This is a genomic window from Sinomonas sp. P47F7, assembly GCF_049332655.1.
Taxonomy (GTDB): domain Bacteria; phylum Actinomycetota; class Actinomycetes; order Actinomycetales; family Micrococcaceae; genus Sinomonas.
In genome coordinates, this window is record NZ_CP186327.1 from 527,224 (window position 1) to 546,473 (window position 19,250).

Annotated in this window: 16 protein-coding genes and 1 pseudogene; 12 read left to right on the plus strand and 5 right to left on the minus strand. The window is 70.5% G+C overall.

Going from position 1 to position 19,250, the window contains the following annotated elements; all coding sequences use genetic code 11:
- The first annotated feature begins 1 nt into the window (after nt 1).
- The 6 genes from ACOKR1_RS02640 (at nt 2) to ACOKR1_RS02665 (ending at nt 7,043) form a co-directional block, all read left to right on the plus strand.
- Entirely contained in the window at nt 2–841 is an 840-nt protein-coding gene (locus ACOKR1_RS02640; protein ID WP_422935226.1) for a sugar phosphate isomerase/epimerase family protein, read from the plus strand.
- A gap of 175 nt (nt 842–1,016) precedes the next feature.
- Nucleotides 1,017–2,429 carry a glucuronate isomerase gene (uxaC, locus tag ACOKR1_RS02645; RefSeq protein WP_422935227.1) on the plus strand — a complete coding sequence of 471 codons (1,413 nt, stop codon included), beginning with the start codon at nt 1,017–1,019 and terminating at the stop codon, nt 2,427–2,429.
- Between the two features lie 13 nt (nt 2,430–2,442).
- The gene (locus ACOKR1_RS02650) at nt 2,443–3,816 is read left to right on the plus strand and encodes a mannitol dehydrogenase family protein (RefSeq protein ID WP_422935228.1); all 1,374 of its coding nucleotides are present in this window, start codon (nt 2,443–2,445) and stop codon (nt 3,814–3,816) included.
- Between the two features lie 148 nt (nt 3,817–3,964).
- On the plus strand, nt 3,965–5,194 hold the full coding sequence (gene manD, locus ACOKR1_RS02655) for a D-mannonate dehydratase ManD (protein WP_422936721.1): 1,230 nt from the start codon (nt 3,965–3,967) through the stop codon (nt 5,192–5,194).
- Nucleotides 5,191–5,733 (plus strand): gluconokinase, encoded by a 543-nt coding sequence (locus ACOKR1_RS02660; RefSeq protein ID WP_422935229.1) that lies wholly within the window; start codon nt 5,191–5,193, stop codon nt 5,731–5,733. Before manD ends, ACOKR1_RS02660 begins: the two co-directional genes overlap by 4 nt.
- Before the next feature lie 353 nt (nt 5,734–6,086).
- On the plus strand, nt 6,087–7,043 hold the full coding sequence (locus ACOKR1_RS02665) for a phosphodiesterase (protein ID WP_422935230.1): 957 nt from the start codon (nt 6,087–6,089) through the stop codon (nt 7,041–7,043).
- 126 nt (nt 7,044–7,169) lie between these two features.
- Here the strand turns inward: ACOKR1_RS02665 and ACOKR1_RS02670 are convergent, their stop codons facing one another.
- The gene (locus ACOKR1_RS02670; RefSeq protein ID WP_422935231.1) at nt 7,170–8,765 is read right to left on the minus strand and encodes a stealth family protein; all 1,596 of its coding nucleotides are present in this window, start codon (nt 8,763–8,765) and stop codon (nt 7,170–7,172) included.
- 74 nt (nt 8,766–8,839) lie between these two features.
- Here ACOKR1_RS02670 and pyrE point away from each other — a divergent pair, with 74 nt between their 5' ends.
- Nucleotides 8,840–9,427 carry an orotate phosphoribosyltransferase gene (gene pyrE / locus ACOKR1_RS02675; RefSeq protein ID WP_422935232.1) on the plus strand — a complete coding sequence of 196 codons (588 nt, stop codon included), beginning with the start codon at nt 8,840–8,842 and terminating at the stop codon, nt 9,425–9,427.
- On the plus strand, nt 9,408–10,490 hold the full coding sequence (locus ACOKR1_RS02680; protein ID WP_422935233.1) for an alpha/beta hydrolase: 1,083 nt from the start codon (nt 9,408–9,410) through the stop codon (nt 10,488–10,490). The genes pyrE and ACOKR1_RS02680 overlap by 20 nt, the downstream gene beginning before the upstream one ends.
- Before the next feature lie 111 nt (nt 10,491–10,601).
- Here ACOKR1_RS02680 and ACOKR1_RS02685 read toward each other — a convergent pair whose 3' ends face one another.
- From ACOKR1_RS02685 to ACOKR1_RS02700, 4 genes are all read right to left on the minus strand, one after another.
- On the minus strand, nt 10,602–12,935 hold the full coding sequence (locus ACOKR1_RS02685) for a glycoside hydrolase family 65 protein (RefSeq protein WP_422935234.1): 2,334 nt from the start codon (nt 12,933–12,935) through the stop codon (nt 10,602–10,604).
- Nucleotides 12,936–12,999: 64 nt separating this feature from the next.
- Complete coding sequence (locus tag ACOKR1_RS02690) at nt 13,000–13,731, minus strand: HAD family hydrolase (RefSeq protein ID WP_422935235.1); 732 nt, start codon at nt 13,729–13,731, stop codon at nt 13,000–13,002.
- Between the two features lie 18 nt (nt 13,732–13,749).
- Nucleotides 13,750–14,781: a LacI family DNA-binding transcriptional regulator gene (locus ACOKR1_RS02695; RefSeq protein WP_422935236.1), complete on the minus strand. Its 1,032-nt coding sequence runs from the start codon at nt 14,779–14,781 to the stop codon at nt 13,750–13,752.
- 263 nt (nt 14,782–15,044) lie between these two features.
- Nucleotides 15,045–15,896 (minus strand): HAD-IIA family hydrolase, encoded by an 852-nt coding sequence (locus ACOKR1_RS02700; protein WP_422935237.1) that lies wholly within the window; start codon nt 15,894–15,896, stop codon nt 15,045–15,047.
- Between the two features lie 133 nt (nt 15,897–16,029).
- Here ACOKR1_RS02700 and ACOKR1_RS02705 point away from each other — a divergent pair, with 133 nt between their 5' ends.
- From ACOKR1_RS02705 to ACOKR1_RS02720, 4 genes and pseudogenes are all read left to right on the plus strand, one after another.
- Nucleotides 16,030–16,437 (plus strand): TOBE domain-containing protein, encoded by a 408-nt coding sequence (locus ACOKR1_RS02705; protein WP_422935238.1) that lies wholly within the window; start codon nt 16,030–16,032, stop codon nt 16,435–16,437.
- The gene (gene modA / locus ACOKR1_RS02710) at nt 16,434–17,234 is read left to right on the plus strand and encodes a molybdate ABC transporter substrate-binding protein (protein ID WP_422935239.1); all 801 of its coding nucleotides are present in this window, start codon (nt 16,434–16,436) and stop codon (nt 17,232–17,234) included. The genes ACOKR1_RS02705 and modA overlap by 4 nt, the downstream gene beginning before the upstream one ends.
- Nucleotides 17,212–18,051 (plus strand): ABC transporter permease, encoded by an 840-nt coding sequence (locus ACOKR1_RS02715; protein WP_422935240.1) that lies wholly within the window; start codon nt 17,212–17,214, stop codon nt 18,049–18,051. The genes modA and ACOKR1_RS02715 overlap by 23 nt, the downstream gene beginning before the upstream one ends.
- Nucleotides 18,048–19,156 (plus strand): annotated as a pseudogene (locus tag ACOKR1_RS02720) (sulfate/molybdate ABC transporter ATP-binding protein). The gene ACOKR1_RS02715 and the pseudogene ACOKR1_RS02720 overlap by 4 nt, the downstream one beginning before the upstream one ends.
- The last annotated feature ends 94 nt before the right edge of the window (nt 19,157–19,250 follow it).

The following is a 19,250-nucleotide window of genomic DNA, read 5'->3' on the forward strand; positions in this document are numbered from 1 at the left end:
AATGACCAACGCAGTCCAGTGGCAGCTGTCGGGGTTTGCTGACGAGATCGACGCGGACCCGCGGGTCCAAGCGGCCGTCATGCGCGCCCTCGGCGCGAGCCACGTGGAGGTCCGCGGCGCCTGGGGCGTCAACATCGTGGACATGAGCGAGGAGCAGCTCGCCGAGCTCAAGACGGTCTTCGACGAGGCCGGGCTCAAGACCTCCGCGATCGCCTCGCCGATCGGCAAGGTCGACATCGAGCTGCCCGTCGAGCACGAGGTCGAGCGCCTGGGCCGGGCCCTGCGCGCCGCCGAGGTCCTCGGCGCGCCGTACATCCGCCTCTTCTCCTTCTTCCATGAGGGCAAGAAGGCCGAGGACGTTCGGGACGCTGTGATCGAGCGGATGACGGCGCTGGCCCGCCGCGCGGAGGGCACGGGCGTGACGCTCGTGCACGAGAACGAGAAGGACATCTTCGGCGACATCCCGGAGCGCGTCCTCGACATCGTGGAGTCCGTGAACTCCCCGGCGCTCAAGCTCGCGTGGGACCCGGCGAACTTCGTCCAGGTGGGAGTCAAGCCGTTCTCCGAGGCGTACGAGATGCTCCGCCCGCATGTCGTCTACCTCCAGGTCAAGGACGCTGAGTCGTCCACGAAGCAGGTCGTGCCGGCTGGCGAGGGCGACGGCGAGGTTCTCCGCACCGTCGAGGCCCTGCGCGACAGCGGCTTCACCGGCTTCGCCTCGCTCGAGCCGCACCTTGCGTACGCGTACGAGACCGGCGGCTTCAGCGGCCCGTACGCCTTTGGCGTGGCCGCCCGGGCCTTCGCGAAGGTCCTTGACACGGCTGGCGTCACGGTCGGCTGAAGCCGCCCCTCCGGTTTCCCCTGTTCCCCTTTCGATCTCCCCTGCTTCCGAGCGGACGACGGCGTAACTCGCCGCTCGTGCAGGGCGACACGCCGGGCGTGGTCGCCAGAAGTTGGGGAGTCTGGGGAAGCCGGGTCGCAGAATCTACCTTCCTTGAGACGAATCGAGAGAAACGATGACTGACTCTCTGAGCGCCAACCCCGACCGCCTCCTCCCTGCCGATCCCGGCACCCGACAGATTGCGCGTGAGCTGTACGCCGACGTCGAGCGTTTCCCGATCCTTTCCCCGCACGGCCACGTCCCGGCCGAGTGGATCGCCGACGACGTACCGTTCACGGACCCGACGAGTCTTCTGATCAGCCCCGACCACTACGTGACGCGCCTCCTCCACGCCTCGGGCGTGCCGTTGAGTGAGCTCGGCGTCGGCGGGTCCGCATCCGATGCCCGCGCGGCGTGGCGGCGGTTCGCGGACGCGTGGCCCATCTTCGACGGGACCGCCTCCGGCTACTGGCTGCGCGAAGAGTTCGAGCACCTCTTCGGCCTGCCGGGCTCGATGGTGGACGCGCTGGGCGCGAATGCGGACGCCTCCTATGACGCGATCGCGGCGAAGCTCGCCGAGCCGGGCTTCCGCCCGCGCCGGCTGTTCGAGGACTTCAACATCGAGGTCCTCGCGACGACCGACGATCCGCTCGACACCCTTGAGGCCCACGCCCGCATCGCGAAGGACGAATCGTTCGCGGGCCGCGTGGTCCCCACGTTCCGCCCGGATCCTTACATCAACATCGCGCACCCGGAGTGGGCGGCTCGGGTCGAGCGGATCTCCGACGAGGCATCCGACGGCGTCGCGGGCTACGCGGGCTACCTCCGCGCGCTCGAGAACCGCCGCCGCTACTTCGTGGAGCACGGCGCGGTCTCGGCGGACCACGGCGTGCGCACGCCCCTCACGCTCAAGCTCTCCGCGAGCGAGGCCGAGGCGCTGTTCGAGAAGGGCCGCCGCGGCGAGGCCACCGCGGCGGACCGCGACGCGTTCGAGGCCCACATGATGGTCGAGATGGCACGGATGTCCGTCGAGGACGGCCTCGTCATGACGATCCATCCAGGCTCCTTCCGCAACCACCACGCCCCGACGTTCGCGGCCTACGGCGCGGACACGGGACACGACATCCCGTTTGCCGTCAACTACACGGAGGGTGTCCGCGCGCTCCTGCAGGAGTACGGCACGGTGAAGGACTTCCATCTCGTCCTGTTCACCCTGGACGAGACGGTGTTCTCCCGCGAGCTCGCCCCGCTCGCGGGGTTCTACCCGAGCGTGTACATCGGCGCCCCGTGGTGGTTCCTCGACGCTCCGGACGCAATGCTGCGCTTCCGCTCGGCCGTGACCGAGACGGCGGGCTTCTCCCGCTCGTCCGGGTTCATCGACGACACTCGGGCGTTCTGCTCGATCCCCGCCCGGCATGACACCTCGCGCCGGATCGAGGCCTCGTTCCTGGCCCGGCTCGTCGCCGAACACCGCATCACCGAGACCCGCGCGCACGAGCTCATCGTGGACATCGTCGACGGCGCGCCGCGGCGGGTCTTCAAGCTCTGAAAAGGAAGACCCCGTGACCAGAACCGCCACTGAGCTGCCCGTCCTGGGCCGCAAGGGCTCCCCTGCCCCTCCCGTCCGCATTGTCCACCTCGGGCTCGGTGCGTTCCACCGATCCCACCAGGCCTGGTTTACCGCCAAGGCACACGACGGCGCCGAATGGGGCATCGCGGCTTTCACCGGCCGCCGCCCCGACGCCGCACGGGCGCTCGCGCCGCAGGACGGGCTGTTCACGCTCGTCGAGCGGGCCGCCGACGGCGACCGCTTCGAGGTCGTCACCACGATCTCCGAGGCCCTCGACGGCGCGGACACCGCGCGCCTGAATGAGCTCCTCGCCGCCCCGTCCACCGCGATCGTCACCCTCACCGTGACCGAGAAGGTGTACGACGACGGCGGCCCCGACGCCCCGCTCGGCCGCCTCGTCCGCGCGCTCGCCGCGCGTCGGGCGGCGGGGGGCGGCCCGATCGCGATCGTCAGCTGCGACAACCTCGCCCACAATGCCGAGGTGGCGCGCGCCGCTGTGCTGCGCGTCGCAGCGGAGCTGGACGCGGAGGCGTCGGGTACGGGAACCCTCGACGCCTCGGCGCCCGGGGCGGACGACGGCGGCCTGGCCGCCTGGGTGCGTCAGAACGTGAGCTTCGTGGGCACCTCGGTAGACCGCATCACCCCGCGCACGACCGCCGACGACGTCGCTGAGGTCGCCGAGCAGTGCGGCTACCGCGACGCCGCCCCCGTGGTGGCCGAGCCGTTCGCGTCCTGGATCCTCTCGGGCGAGTTCCCCGCGGGCCGGCCCGCGTGGGAGGACGCCGGGGCGCTGTTCGTGGAGGACATCGAGCCGTTCGAGAACCGCAAGCTCTGGCTCCTCAACGGTGCGCACACGATCCTCGCGTACTCGGGCCAGCTGCGCGGCCACGCGACGGTCGCCGAGGCCCTCGCGGACCCGGTGTGCCGGCAGGCGATGGAGGCGTTCTGGGACGAGGCCGCGAGGCACCTGACGCTCCCGGAGCTCGACGTCCCGGGCTACCGCGCCGCGCTGCTCGAGCGCTTCGCGAACCCGCGGATCGCGCACTACCTGGCCCAGATCGCCCAGGACGGCTCGCTCAAGCTTAGGCTCCGGGCCGTGCCCGTGCTGCGCGCCGAGCGGGCCGACGGCCGCACGGGCCTCGGCGCGGCCCGCATGATCGCGGCGTGGATGGATTACCTTGTCCACGTCGTCGGGCAGCGCGCCGAGTTCCAGGATCCGCTCGAGGGCGAGGTTCGCCTGGCGCTCGGACTCGAGGGCCGCGAGCGGACTGAGACGCTCCTGAGCCTCGTGGACGCGGAGCTCTCGGCGGATGCCGCCGTCGTCGACCGCGTTGACAGCCTGCTGGGGACGTTTGCCGACGAGTAATCCCCAGCCCTGCAACGGGTGGCAATAAAGTGGCAAACGTTTGCCGCCCGTTGTGGGGCTCACTATGGTGGGGAGAACGCCGCCAGTGCCGTCGCTCACGCCAGCGACGGCTTGGCGAGGAGAGACGCATTGGATGGAGAGGAACGATATGAAGATCGTTGCCGCGGATGTCTTCGTGACGAGCCCGTCGCGCAATTTCGTCACGCTACGGATCACGACCGACGAGGGCGTCACGGGCATCGGTGACGCGACGCTCAACGGACGCGAGCTCGCCGTCGCCGCGTACCTCAAGGAGCACGTGGCCCAGCTGCTCATCGGCAAGGATCCGCACCGGATCGAGGACACGTGGCAGTTCCTCTACCGGTCCTCCTACTGGCGGCGTGGCCCCGTGACGATGGCCGCGATCGCGGCCGTGGACATGGCGCTGTGGGACATCAAGGGCAAGGTCGCGAACCTGCCGGTGTACCAGCTCCTCGGCGGGGCCTCCCGCGAGGGCCTCCGCGCGTACGGGCACGCGTCCGGTACGGACATCCCCTCGCTCTTCGACTCGATCCGCCATCACCTCGAGCTCGGCTACAAGTCGATCCGCGTCCAGACCGCCGTCCCGGGGATCAAGGCCGTCTACGGCGTGGCCGCCCAGACCCAGGCCTCCGGCGAGCGCTACGACTACGAGCCCGCCGGCCGCGGCGCCTTCCCCACGGAGGAGGACTGGGACACCCGCGCGTACCTGCGCCACCTCCCGACCGTCTTCGAGGCCGTGCGCAACGAATTCGGCCCCGAGATCCCGCTCCTGCACGACGGCCACCACCGCATGACGCCGATCCAGGCCGCGAAGCTCGGCAAGGCGCTCGAGCCGTACGACCTGTTCTGGCTCGAGGACTGCACGCCGGCGGAGAACCAGGACGCCCTGCGCCTGGTCCGTCAGCACACCACGACCCCGCTCGCGATCGGCGAGATCTTCAACACCGTGTGGGACTTCCAGACCCTCATCAAGGAACAGCTCATCGACTACGTCCGCGCGGCGTCGACCCACTTCGGCGGCATCAGCCCGCTCAAGAAGGTCATGGACTTCGCGGCCCAGTACCAGGTCAAGTCCGGCTTCCACGGACCCACGGACATCTCCCCGGTCGGCTTCGCCGCGCAGCTGCACGTTGGCCTCGCGATCCACAACTACGGGATCCAGGAGTACATGCAGCACTCGGACGCGACGAACACCGTGTTCGAGCAGTCCATGACGTTCGAGGATGGGTACCTGCACCCGGGCAACAAGCCCGGCCTCGGCGTCGAGTTCAACGAGGAGGCCGCGAACACGTACCCGTACCAGCAGGCCTACCTCCCGTACAACCGCCTCGTCGATGGCACGGTTCACGACTGGTGAGCAACACCACTGGTGAGCCGGTGATCGAGCAGGACGGAGCCGTGTTCCATGTCATCGCGATGGGCGTGTCCGGTTCCGGCAAGAGCACGGTGGGGAAGCTCATCGCCGACTGGCTCGGCGGGGAATTCATCGACGGGGACGATCTGCACCCCGCGGCCAACGTCGCGAAGATGGCCGCGGGGATCCCGCTCGACGACGCCGACCGCGAGCCGTGGCTCCGCGAGATCGGCGCCCGGATGGCCGGCGCGCGCGGCACGATGGTGATCGGTTCGAGCGCCCTGCGGCGCAAGTACCGGGACCTCATCCGTGCCGCGGCGCCGGATACCGTGTTCGTGCACCTCGACGGCACGCGCGAGCTCCTCGCCGAGCGCATGGCGGCGCGGCCCGGGCACTTCATGCCGCCGTCGCTGCTCGACTCGCAGCTCGCCACTCTCGAGCCGCTCGACCCCGACGAGGACGGCGCCGCGTTCAGCATCGCCGAGGAACCGGAGCGGATCGCCCGCGAGGCCGTCGAGTGGCTGCGGAGGCGGCTGAAGTAGGAGACGCGCTGCCGCGGCGTTCCTAGTGGTACGCGTACTGGACGGAACAGGCCCTGCGGCGAGTGCGGAGCCGCGGAATTCCGGGGAGCGCTCCGGTCGCCGCCGTGGCCGAAGACCTGTGCCGAGGCGAAACGCGTACACGGCGGCACGCCGCACCTCGCGCGGCCCCTCGTGGGCGCCGAAAATCAAGGTCCGACGACGGCGGAAGGCTCCTTCCGCCGTCGTCGGCCGCTTTCGGGGCGATATCTGGGAGGATTCTGGCGGTTTCGTGGCGCGTTCACTGGACATTCATGTTCCGTGTGCCTTTCATGTGTGCACTGGGGGGAACCCCTAACCGGACATAGAAGGCTGATATGGGCACCGTCAAGGCCGAGCATCCGCGGCCGCGCCACTTCCTCCTGCACTTGAGCGACACGCATCTGCTGGCCGGCGAGCGGCTCGGCGGAGTCCTCGACTCCGAGGCGCGGCTGCGGCGGGTCTTCGACCAGGCGGTCGACGCCGGGGGCTCGCCTGAGGCCATCGTCGTCACCGGGGATCTCGCGGATCGCGGGCAGCCCGCTGCCTACCGTCGCCTCCGGGAGATCGCCGAGCCGGCGGCCGAGCGGCTCGGCGCACGGCTCATCTGGGCCATCGGGAACCACGACGACCGCGCCGCGCTCCGCTCGTCGCTTCTCGGCGAGGTGGCATCTGCCGAACCGTTCGACCGCGTGCACTGGCTCGGCGGGCTACGGGTCATCACGCTCGACACGACCGTTCCGGGCTTCCACCATGGCGAGCTCGAGCCGTCGCAGCTCGAGTGGCTCGCCGCAGAGCTCGAACTGCCGGCCCCGGACGGAACTCTCCTTGCGATGCACCACCCGCCGGTTCCGTGCGCCCAGGACCTTGCCGTGCTCGTGGAGCTGCGCGGGCAGCGGGCGCTCGCGGACGTGATCCGCGGAAGCGACGTACGGGCGATCCTCGCGGGACACCTGCACTATTCGACGAGCGCGACGTTTGCCGGGATTTCCGTGTCCGTCGCGTCCGCGACGTGCTACACACAAGACCTCGCCGGGTCCGTGGATGCCGAGACAGGGATTCGCGGAACGCGCGGGCGGGACGCCGCCCAAGCGTACAACCTCGTGCACGTCTATGCCGACACGGTCATGCACTCCGTGGTGCCCGCGGCGGGCGGGCCGACGGTCGGGCGGGAGGTCCAGCCGCAAGACGTGGCGCGGATCCTCGCCGAGGCGGGCGTGGCGTTCCCGGACGACGACGGCGGCCGCTTCCGCGACGGAGCGCACCCAACGACGGGCATGCTCCCGATCCTCTGACGTTTCGGGTACGGCTACCGCCGCCCTCCTTCGTTTCGGGTACAGATGATCTGTACCCGAAACGTCTTCAGGTGGGGTTGCCGTACCCGAGACGGGGGTGCGGCAAGTTGTTTGCACCCGAAACGGCTAGCGGCGCTCCCACGGGGCGGGGACCGGGAAGTATTTCTCGAGGAAGTCGGTCACGCGCTCCTGCCGCTCCTGCGGCGGGACCTCGGGGAACGAGCCGTCGTTGAGGCAGAAGAAGTCCTGGTTGCGCTTCCTGAGGAGCTTCCCGAGCAGGTCGAGGCCTGAGTGCACGGTCGTGTCCACGTAGAGGACCTTCGCGCCCACGTTGGTCACCGCTCGTCCCGTGAGCAGGGCGTAGTAGTGGTACAGCGAGTTTGTCACCGAGATGTTGTCCTTGGCCCGGAAGCGGCTCGCCGCTGTCTCGGCGAACTCCGCCGTGAATTCGCTCTCCATCTCGAGCAGGACACTGCGCCGCAGGGGCGCGGCCGTGTGCTCGAGGTGGCGCGTCGTGATGCGGCCGAACCGCACGTAGAGCAGCCGCCGGTTCACGCGCGCCGCGTTCTCGAACCCGGAGCGGTCCAGATGGTTGTCGCCGAGGCCAATCCGGGTGGTCGCCTCGATGAACTTGGTGATGCCGCCGGGGGAGAAGAACATGTCTGGGCCCATGGGCCGGCCGAAGAACATGTCGTCGTTGGAATACAGGAAGTATTCAGAAAGGCCTTTGATGTGCTGGAGCTGGGACTCGATGGCCTGCGAGTTGAAGACGGGGAGCACGGACGCGTCGCGGAAATGGTCCTTCGCTGGCACCACGGTGATCTTCGGGTGCTCCGCGTCGAGCCACGCGGGAACCTTTGAATCCGTGCAGATGAAGATCCGGCGGATCCACGGCGCGAACATGTGCACCGAGCGGAGCGCGTACTTGAGTTCGTTGATCTGGCGGTAGCGCGCCTCGGCGGAGTCGCCTTCCCCGAGCACGACGCCTGGCAGGAACGACGCGCGGTAGCGCAGGAGATCTGGATCTGTCCCGTCCACCCACGAGAACACGATGTCGATCTCGAAGTCGATGTCCGTCGCGTGGTCAGCGAACATGTTCTCGATCGTCGGCCAAGTCTGCCCGAAGCGCTCGACGGTCCCGCGCACCGCCTCGCCCACGGTCAGGGCCCGTCGCGTGAGGGAGTTCTCGATGGGCAGCTGCAGGAGTTGGCCCTCCCACTTCCACAGCTCGATCTGCACGCCCGTTTCCTGACCGTAGAGGAGCCCGCCCTCGGGCTCGAGCCGCGGACGGTAGAGGCGGAACATGCGCGCCTTCCCGCTCCTCGCGAGGCGCCCATCGGCGACGAGGAGCGCCTCGTTCTTCCGCGCGTCGACCGGGAGCGAGTAGAAGGGTTCGTTGCGGCATGCCTCGACGAGCGCATCCCGCAGGTTCTTGCGGCGCCTCCAGTCGACGGCGATCACGGGCCGCGCGTCGTTGCCGCGCACAAGGAGGAAGGGAAGGTCGGCGCGGTCCAGAACGTCGCGCACGAACAGGAGGTCCTCGACCATCGCCTCGTGCGGGGTGAGCGTGCGGTTGACGAGTGCGTAGCCGCGGCGCCCTCGGATCACGTCGGCGCGGTCCGAGAGCCGCCGGCCGGCGGCCGCGGAGGTGACTTCCTGCACGATCTCGAGCTCGGCGTCGGGCGTGGCGAAGTAGACCTCTTCGGGCGTGGTCGTGTCCATTGGTGCCTTTCGCGCGCTTTTTGCTTGCGGACGCTCCCTCAATCATGTCGGGGGCAGCAACTAGAATCGTAGCCATGACTGCCTCCCTTGACTCAGCCCTGCCCGACCTGGCCGCCGCGCGCGCACGCCTCCTCGAGCTCATCAAGGAGCTCGCGGTCGTGCATGGGCGCGTGACCCTCTCGAGCGGGAAGGAGGCCGACTACTACGTCGACCTCCGCCGCATCACGCTGCATCACGAGGCGTCGCAGCTCGTGGGCCAGGTCATGCTCGGCCTCATTGACCGCGCGGGCGTGCCGCTCGAAGCAGCGGGCGGCCTCACGATGGGCGCGGATCCCGTGGGCACCGGCATCATGCACGCGGCCCGCGAGTCCGGCCGCGACATCGACGCGTTCGTGGTCCGGAAGGTCCAGAAGTCGTACGGCATGGGGCGCCAGGTCGAGGGCCCCTCGGTCGAAGGGCGCCGCGTCGTCGTCGTCGAGGACACGTCGACAACCGGCGGATCGGCGCTCACCGCCGTCGAGGGCGTCCGCAACGCGGGCGCCGAAGTGACCGCGGTTGCCGTCATCGTCGATCGCGGGACGGGCGCAAAGGAGCGCATCGAGGCCGAGGCAGGCGTGCCGTACCTCTATGCGTTCAGCAAGGATGAGCTCGGACTCGACTGACCCCCGCGGGGGAACGCCCGCCCCCGGGGAGGGCGGCGTCCATGGCATGGTCGAGGTGCTTCGCGCCGCCGGCCGCATGCGGCGTGTCTCGCGCCGCGCCTTCCTGGCCGGGGCGGTCGGCTCGGGCCTCCTCGCCGCGGACATGATGGCCACCAGGGCCATCCAGGCGCAGCGCCGCTCGACGGTAGTCCTCACCGCGAACGACGACGACGCGCGGCGCCGCTTCCCCGGCACCTCCTGGGTCCTGTTCCCCGGCTACAAGACGAGCTGGGAGGAGGCGCAGCTCATCATCACGCTGCTCGCGCCATCGCTCGGCGAGCGGGGGCAGCTCGCAGCGGTGGGGTATTCGAACGACGGCCTCGAGGTCGACGAGGTGATGGACGCGATCCTGACCCATGCCTCGCGGAACAAGCTGACCGAGCTGAACCTGTACGGGCATTCCTTCGGCGGAATGCTCGCGATCGACGTCGCGTCCCGGCTGACTCGTCTGGGTGCGGGCGGCTCGGCGAGTGTTCCGCGCGTCGGCGCGATCGTGCTGGATTCGACGCCGGCCTCGAAGTACGACGTCAAGGACCTCTCGTGGTTCGAGGGCGTCGTCGAGCTGTACGAGCTCGGCTTCCGGGTGCCGTCGATCCTGCGCGGCGGGTATGAGCTGGGGGAGCGGATCGTCAACAAGCATGAGCGGACGTGGACCCAGATCGTGGACCAGGCCCTCGAGCAGCTCACGCCGCTCGCGCCCTCGAGCGTGCTCATCCAGACCGAGTCCCAGTACATCTACGACTGGGACGTCACGCGGTTCGCGGGGGAGATCGGCCGGACGCCGCTCGGTTTCATCGGCAATCCGGGCGATCAGACCGTGGACTACGAGTCGGCTCGGGCCCGTTGGCAGAAGTACTTCCCCGACAACCTCGCCTCCTCCTCGCTGCAGACGCTGGGCGCCTTCCCCGCCCACGCGAGCCCCGAATGGAGTGCCCTCGTCTACAACACCGTGCTCGGGACGCTCCTGCCCGAGCTCCTTCCTCTGCCGCGCAGGATCGGCGGCGCGGGCGGCGGGGGCCGGTAGGCCAGCTCAGCCTCTTTCCCGTCCGGTTGTCCTTTCCCAACCGGTCCGCAGCCCGGGGTGTCGGGGCGAGGCACGCGAATTCGGGCCAAGAAGTGGACAGGAACGAGACCCTTAGTGCTGCGGCGTCAGCACGCTGAGCCCCGCCGTCGGGAAGGCCCGCGGGAACACGCTTGGCACGGGCGCTGCCGTGGGCTCGAGCGCGATCGCCGAGGCCTCGGAACCGACCGTCACGATCGCGCCCCGCACGCTCACGTCGAGCGGCTCGCCCGCCTCAACGGCGAGCTGCAGGAGCCCGGGTGTGAGCCGGACGCTCAGGGTGCGGCCCTGGAGCTGGAGGCGGAACGCGAGGCTCTCCCAGTCGTCGGGCAGCCGCGGGTCGAAGTAGGGGAGCGGGCCCTGGTCGCGGAAGCCCGCGAAGCCGCTCACGAGCGCGCTCCACACGCCGCCGGCCGAGGCCGTGTGGACGCCGTCGATCGTGTTGTCGTGCAGGTTGTCGAGGTCGATGAACGCCGCCGTGGTGAAGTGCCGCAGTGCCTCCTCGGTGTACCCCACCTCGGCGGCCATGATGCCTTGGACGCACGCGGAGAGCGTCGAATCGCCCGTGGTGATCGGGTCGTAGAAATCGAACGCGCGCTGCTTCTCCTCGGCCGTGAAGTCCTGCCACTGGAGGAACATCGCGAGCACGGCGTCGGCCTGCTTGAGCACCTGGTGGCGGTAGATGACGAGCGGGTGGAAGTGAAGCAGCAGCGGGTACTTCGAGCGCGGCGTCTCCCAGTCCCACGGCTCGAGCGACATGAAGTCGGCATCCTGCGCGTAGACCCTCATATCCGCGTCGTAGGGGAGGGCCATGCGCTCCGCCATGTGCGCCCACAGGAGCCGGTCGGTGTCCGAGATGCTCGGGTGGTCGAGTACCGCGGCCGCGCGGAGGTTGAACCTCGCCATGACGTTGGTGTAGAGGTTGTCGTTCACCACGGCCGTGTACTCGTCGGGGCCGGTGACCCCGTGGATGTGGAACTGGCCGTTCTTGCCGAAGAAGCCGAGCGAGGCCCACATCCGGGCCGTCTCGGCGAGGAGGTCGGCGCCGGCGGAGGCGATGAACGCGTCGTCGCCCGAGGCCCACGAGTAGCGCGCGGCCGCGTACGCGATCGCCGCGTTGATGTGGAACTGGGCCGTGCCCGCGGCGTAGTACGCGCTCGCCTCCTGGCCGTTGATGGTGCGCCACGGGTAGAGCGCGCCGTCGACGTTGAGCTCGGCGGCCCGCGCGGTCGCCGCGGGGAGCATCTCGTGGCGGAAGCCGAGTACGCGTCGCGCGGCCTTGGGCGCGGTGTACGTGAGGTAGGGCAGGACGTAGATCTCCTGGTCCCAGAAGTAGTGGCCCTCGTAGCCCGAACCCGTCACGCCCTTCGCGGGGATGCCCGCGACGCCGGCCTGCGATGTGGCCTGGGCGAGCTGGAAGAGGTTCCAGCGCACGGCCTGCTGGAGTTCCGGCGAGCCGCCGATCTGCACGTCCGCGGCGGCCCAGTAGCCCTCGTAGTGCGCGGCGCTCTCGGCGGCGAGCTCGTCGAAGCTGCGCACCGCCGCGGCCGCGGCGTCCACGAGCTCGGGATCGGCGGCCGGTGCCACGGCGTAGCCGATGCTCTTCTCGAGCCGGAACGTCTCGTTCGGTTCGATCGGGAGGACGTAGCGCACCCCGCTGCGGTCGCCGTCGGCCTCCGTGGAGAAGGGCTGGTGCGGCGTGTTCGTGGAATGGTCGACGGCGATCGCGACGTGCTGCCGCGACGTCACCGTGGACCACGCGAGCCTGAGGCTCCCGTTCGCGCCCTCCGCGGTGACCGCCTCGAGCACGCGGCCCGCGTGCCGGCCCGCGCGGCGCGGGTCGTGTTCCGAGTGGTCCTCCGCCGGCTGGTCTTGGCGGTTGACCACGTGCGACTCCATGTCGACGACGATCCGCCGGTCAGCGCGGATCTCGAAGTCGATCGCGAGGCTCGAGCGGGACTGCGCCCCGACCACGCGCCGCTCGCGAGTGATCACGGACGCGCCGGACGCCGTCTGCCACACGATCGTGCACTCGTACACGCCCGTCGCGAAGTCGAGGCGGCGGCGGTAGTCGAGCACCGCCGAGCCCGCGAGCGTGAGCTGCTCGCCGTCCACCCAGACGGTCGTCTCATGGGTGTCCGGGACATAGAGGATGCGCTGGCCCTGCTTCGCGAAGCCGTACGCGTTCTCGGCGTGACGGATGTCGAACGTCTCGTGGAAGCCGTTCACGAACGTGCCAGGGAGGGCGGAATCCGCCTCGGCCGTGTGCGAGCCACGGATGCCGAGGTGGCCGTTGCCGAGGCTGAAGAGCGTCTCGAGCGGGCCCTCCGCACCGGGAGCGTGGCTCGTCTCGAGGAGGCCCCACTCGTCCACGGGGAAGCGGAGGCGGTCTGCAGTGACGAGAGTCATGGGTGTGCGCCGTTCTGGGTGTGAGAAAGAAGTCAGGGGGATGGTTCTGTCAGGGGGTGGAGCGTCAGAGCAGCTCGGCGAGGTCGTTCACCACGAACGTCGCCCCCGCGGCCAGGAGCTGCTCGCTCCCCGCCCCGCGGTCAACGCCGACGACGGCTCGGAAGCCGCCCGCCGCCCCGGCCTGAACGCCGGACACGGCGTCCTCGACGACGATGCACGCGCCGCGCGGGGCGTCGAGCAGTTCCGCGGCCCGCCGGAACGTCGCGGGGTCCGGTTTGCCGGGGAGGCCCTCGCGAGCCGCCACGACGCCGTCGACCACCACGGGGAAGGCCTCCGTGAGGCCAGCAGCGGCCAGGACGGCGGGCGCGTTGCGGGACGAGGAGACGACCGCGAGCTTGAGGCCGCGCTCGCGGGCCACCTCGACGAGGCGGGCCGACCCCGGGTAGGGGGCTACGCCGTCGTTCTCGATGATCGTGTTGAAGATGCGATTCTTCCGGTTGCCGAGGCCTTGGACGGTCTCGTGGTCGGGGTCGTCGTCGAGCGGGCCCTCGGGGAGGACGATCTCGCGCGAGGCGAGGAAGTCGCGGACCCCGTCGAAGCGCGGCTTGCCGTCGATGTGGTCGAAGTAGTCCGCGTCCGAGTAGGCGGGGCCGCGGCCGGCGGCCGCGAGGTACTCCTCGAACAGGCGGCGCCAGGCCGACTCATGGACGGCGGCTGTGGGGGTCAGCACGCCGTCGAGGTCGAAGAGCAGGGCCTCGGTTCCGGTCCAGATGTCCAGCTGAGTCTGGGAGAGCATTGGGGGGCCTCCGTAGGTTCAGTGCCGCGCGCGGCGTGTGGTCTTGCGTTCTATCAGGGGGGTGGGCAGTCGGTGGTCTTGGGGCGGTGCGTCGGGGTCCGGGCCGTCGAGCCGCTCCGCGAGCAGGGTGGCCGCGAAGGCACCCTGATCCGCCACGGGCTGGGACACCGTGGTCAGCCCGAGGAACGAGCTCATGGGGTGATCGTCGATGCCGATGAGGGAGACCTTCTTCGGCGCCGTGACCCCGTGCTCGCGGAGAGCCTTGAGCGCCCCGAACGCTGCTTCGTCGCAGCCTGCGAAGACCGCGCCGGGCTGGCGACGGTTGGCGATCAGCTCCGTCATCGCCCGGTACCCGCCGTCGATCGACGATTCTGCGCTCACGATCATGTCCGGATGGGGTTCGAGGTCTTCTTCGGCGAGCGCCCGCTCAAACCCGGCCCGCCGCTGGGCGGCCGTGCGCACGGTGCCGTCGCTCGGCTCGTTACCGGCGAGTGTAGCAATGTCCCAGTGGCCGAGGTCGAGCAGGTGCCGCGTGGCGCGATACGCGGCGGCTTCGTCGTCGATGCCCACGTTGTCCCAGGGGACGCCGCTGAGGCCGACGCTCGCCACCGAGAGCTTCGATTCTGCAAGCGCTTCCAATTGGGGCGTGCTGAAGTTCACGCCGAGCAGCAGAAGGCCGTCCACGCGCTCGGAGAGCTCGTCGAGGTTCTCGATGAAGCGGTCCTTGGCGTCGTCGCGTCCGCGGAGGCTCAGGAGCACGGTGTCGAGCCCGCCGTCGGCGAAGGCCTCCTCGGCCGCCTCGACGGCCGCGGCGAAGAACCATGCGGTGGCCTTCGGAACGACGATCGCGACGTGCCCCGTCTTCCCGCCGGCCAGGCGCGCAGCGGCCGACGACGCGCGGTAGCCGAGCTTTTCGGCCGCCTCCTCGACGCGCTGCTGCGCGGAGGGAGAGACGTTCGGCAGCCCGCGCAGGGCCCGGGAAACGGTGCAGATCGAGAGACCCGAGAGCGTCGCGACGTCATTGATCGTCGCGCGAGCGCGGTCAGCCACGGAACACGGCCTCAGCCCTTTCATCACCAGACAAGGAGGAGACGCCCGCCCCGCGCCCGGAAGAGTGTAAGCAGGAGTTGTAAGCGTTTACAAGAGTCGTGGCCGGGGCCGCGGACGACGGCGGGAGCGCACCTTTCGCGCGACTGCGCACCTCACGTGCGAGAGCGCACGTTTCATCGCGGGGAAACGTGCGCTCTCGGGGGAAAGGTGCGCTCTCGGGGGAAAGGTGCGCTCTCGGGGGGCAGGGCTCGGCTGGGCCCGGGCTAGAGCTGCCGGAGCAGGTCCGAGACCGAGTTGAGCACCTGGTTCGGGCGGAACGGATACGTGGGGATGTCCGCCTGCTGTGTGATGCCGGAGAGCACGAGCACCGTGTGCAGCCCGGCCTCCATGCCGGCGACGATGTCGGTGTCCATGCGATCGCCGATCATGGCAGTGGTCTCGGAGTGCGCGTCGATCTGGTTCATGGCTGAGCGGAACATCATGGGGTTCGGCTTGCCGATCGTGTAGGGGTCGCGGCCCGTGGCCTTCGTGATGAGGGCTGCTATCGCCCCCGTCGCGGGGAGGACGCCCTCCTTGGAGGGGCCAGTCGCGTCCGGGTTGGTCGCGATGAAGCGCGCGCCGGCCACGATGAGCCGGATCGCGGTCGTGATGGCGTTGAACGAGTAGGTGCGGGTCTCACCGAGCACCACGTAGTCCGGGTCCTGGTCGGTGAGGATCATGCCGGCCTCGTGGAGCGCCGTCGTGAGCCCCGCCTCGCCGATGCAGTAGACCCGCGCGCCCGGCATCTGGTCCTTGATGAAGACCGCCGTGGCGAGGGCCGAGGTCCAGATGTTCTCCTCGGGGATCGAGAGGCCCGAGGACCGCAGGCGCGCCGCGAGGTCGCGGGGCGTGAAGATCGAGTTGTTCGTGAGGACGAGGAACCGACGTGAGGTGTCGACCCAGCGCTGGATGAGCTCGGGCGCACCCGGGATCGGGTGGTTCTCGTGCACGAGCACGCCGTCCATGTCGGTAAGCCAGCATTCGATGTCCTGGCCGCTGCGATAGACGACCTTGGCGCTCGCGGGCGCGGGAACGGCGGCGAGGGTATCGGTGGTCGGGGCGACGGTATCGGCCATGGTGCCTCCTGATCGGGGACTGACCGAGCCAGTCTTTCATCTTGGGGGCGAGCGCGGGGATGGGATGCGGCCCATCCGCACCGGCGGCGAACCCAGACGCGTAACACCGCAGATGCGGATCTAGACTGGTCCCATGCCACTCATCCGCATCGCCGAGGCCGCGAGCCTGCTCGGCGTGAGCGACGACACCGTGCGGCGCTGGGTCGACGCTGGCGCCCTCACCGCCGTGAAGGACGCCTCCGGGCGCGCCGCGGTCGACGGCGCGGAGCTCGCCGAGCTGGCCCGCCGTCAGGCCTCGGCGCCGCGGGACACGAGCGGCGTGGCGCGCTCGGCGCGCAACAGCTTCGTGGGGCTCGTCACGAACGTCATCGAGGACCGCGTCATGGCGCAGGTCGAGCTTCAGTGCGGCCCGTACCGGGTGGTCTCGCTCATGAGCTCGGAGGCCGTGCGCGATCTCGGCCTCGAGCCGGGGAGCGTCGCCACGGCCGTGGTCAAGGCGACGACCGTCATCGTCGAGACGCCCGGAGGGAAGGCCCCATGAGAAAACGTGCCGGGAGTCCCCGATGCAAGTCCGCCGCGGCCGGGGCCCTCGCGCTCGTTGCCCTCCTCACCGCGTGCGGGGCGATGCCGACGACGGGCGGCGGCCAGTCGACGTCCTCCTCCTCGGCGAGCCTCACGGTCTTCGCGGCCGCGTCGCTCAAGTCGACGTTCACGGATCTCGCGCACCAGTTCGAGATCGCCCACGGGGGCGCCAAGGTCAATCTGAGCTTCGGCGGCTCGTCCGATCTCGTCGCCCAGCTCCAGAACGGCGCGCCCGCGGACGTGTTCGCGTCCGCGGACGAGGCGAACATGGCGAAGGCGACGAGCGGCGGCCTCCTGTCCGGCGGGCCCCAGATCTTCGCGACGAACGTCCTCGAGATCGCCGTGCCGAAGGGCAACCCCGCGGGCATCCACTCGCTCCAGGACCTCGCCAAGCCGGGCGTGCGCCTGGTCCTGTGCGCCCCGCAGGTCCCGTGCGGGAGCGCGGCGCAGAAGGCCGCGCAGTCCGCGGGCCTCGCGCTCAAGCCCGTGAGCGAGGAGCAATCCGTCACGGACGTGCTCGGCAAGGTCATCTCGGGGGACGCCGACGCCGGCCTCGTCTACGTCACGGACGTCAAGGGCGCGGGCGGCAAGGTGGACGGCGTGACGTTCCCCGAGTCGAAGGCCGCGGTGAACCGGTACCCGATCGCGGCGCTCAAGCAGTCCAAGACGGGCACGCTCGCGCAGGAGTTCGTCGACTTCGTGCGGGGCGCCCAGGGGCAGAAGGTGCTCGGCGATGCCGGATTCGGCGCGCCCTGACGCGCGCCCACCTCGCGCTCGCACGAGGGCTTACTCGGGGCTCCCGAGCTGGGTCTACGCGCCCGCGGCGCTTGGCGCGTTGTTCGTGCTCGTCCCGTTCCTGGGGATCCTGGCCCGCGTCGACTGGCTGCATTTCGTCCCGCTCATCACGTCCGACTCCTCGCTCGCAGCCCTCCGCCTGAGCCTCGAGACCGCCCTCGCGAGCACCGCCGGGTGCCTCGTCCTCGGCGTGCCCATGGCGCTCGTCCTCGCGCGCGGGCCGGTCCGCGGGCGCCGGGGGCTCCGCTCGCTCGTGCTCTTGCCGCTCGTGCTGCCGCCGGTCGTCGGCGGCCTCGCGCTCCTCTACACGTTCGGCCGGCTCGGCCTCGTGGGGCGCTGGCTCGATGTCTTCGGGATCCAGCTCGCCTTCACGGCGACCGCCGTCGTCATGGCGCAGACGTTCGTCTCGCTGCCGTTCCTCGTGGTGAGCCTCGAGGGCGCGCTCCGCACCGCCGGTGGACGGTACGAGGCCGTCGCCGCGACGCTTGGCGCCGCCCCCACGCACGTGTTCCGGCGCGTCACGCTCCCGCTCGTGCTTCCGGGGCTCGCGTCCGGGCTCGTGCTCTCGTTCGCGCGGAGCCTTGGCGAGTTCGGCGCGACGCTCACGTTCGCCGGGAGCCTCCAAGGGGTTACCCGGACGCTCCCGCTCGAGGTGTACCTCCAGCGCGAGGTCGATCCGGACGCGGCGGTCGCCCTCGCGCTCGTGCTCGTGGCGGTGGCCGCGGTGGTAGTCGGAGTCGCCTACGGGCGGCGGGCCGCGGGGGCGGCGGCCCCGTGAGCTTCCGAATGCGCGCAGCGCTCGCCGAGCGGGGGCTCGACGCGGGGCTCGACGTCGAGGGCGGCGAGACGGTGGCGATCCTCGGGCCGAACGGTGCGGGGAAGTCCACGCTGTTCGCGCTCGCCGCGGGGCTCGTGCGCGCGGATGAGGGCCGCGCGGAGCTCGACGGCCGCGTCCTGTTCGACACGTCCACGGGCGCGTGGATGCCCCCGCACGCGCGCGGCGTGGCGCTTCTCGCGCAGGAGCCGCTGCTGTTCCCGCATCTCACGGCGCTCGAGAACGTCGCGTTCGGCCCGCGCGCGGCCGGTGCGTCGCGGGACGACGCGCGGGCCGCCGCCCGGCGCTGGCTCGGCGAGGTCGACGCCCTCACGCTCGCCGACCGGCGCCCGCCCAGCTCTCGGGCGGGCAGGCGCAGCGCGTCGCCGTCGCCCGCGCCCTCGCCGCCGAGCCGAGCCTCCTCCTGCTCGACGAGCCGTTCGCCGCGCTCGACGTCGCCGCCGCACCCGCCCTGCGCCGCCTCCTCCGGCGCGTCCTCTCGGGGCGCACGGCCGTGCTCATCACCCACGAGGCCCTCGACGCGCATCTTCTCGCCGATCGCGTCGTGGTGCTCGAGGACGGGCGGGTCGCCGAGGCGGGGCCGACGGCGGCCCTCCTCGAGCGCCCGCGGAGCCATTTCGCGGCCGGGCTGGCCGGGCTCAACTTCGTGCGGGGACGGACGACGGCGCCCGGTCACCTCCGCGTCGCTGGGCTCGGCGAGGTCTTCGGCGTTGTGCCGCCCGAGGTCGGCGAAGGCCCCGCCGACGGCGAGGAGGCCGTCGCGGTGTTTCGGCCGGCGGACGTCGCTGTCTATCCCGCCCCGCCCTCCCTGGTCCCGCCCTCCCTGGTCCCGCCCTCCCGAGCCCAGGGCTCCCCGCGGAACGCGTGGCGCGCCGTCGTCGTCGAGCTCGAGCCGCGCGGCGCCCAGGTGCGGGTGCATGCGGACGCGGCCGGCACCGCCGTCGTCGCGGACCTGACCCCGGCGGCGGCCGCCGAGCTGGATCTCGGGCCGGGGGCCGCCGTCGTCCTCGTGGCGAAGGCCGCCGCGGTGACGGTGTACGCGGCGTAGCCGTCGAATCTGTCAATCAGCATGACTTAATCCTTGACCTGTGTGACGCCCGTCACGGAGAGTGGGGCCGTGCCGGCTCTCGTCGGCACCACCC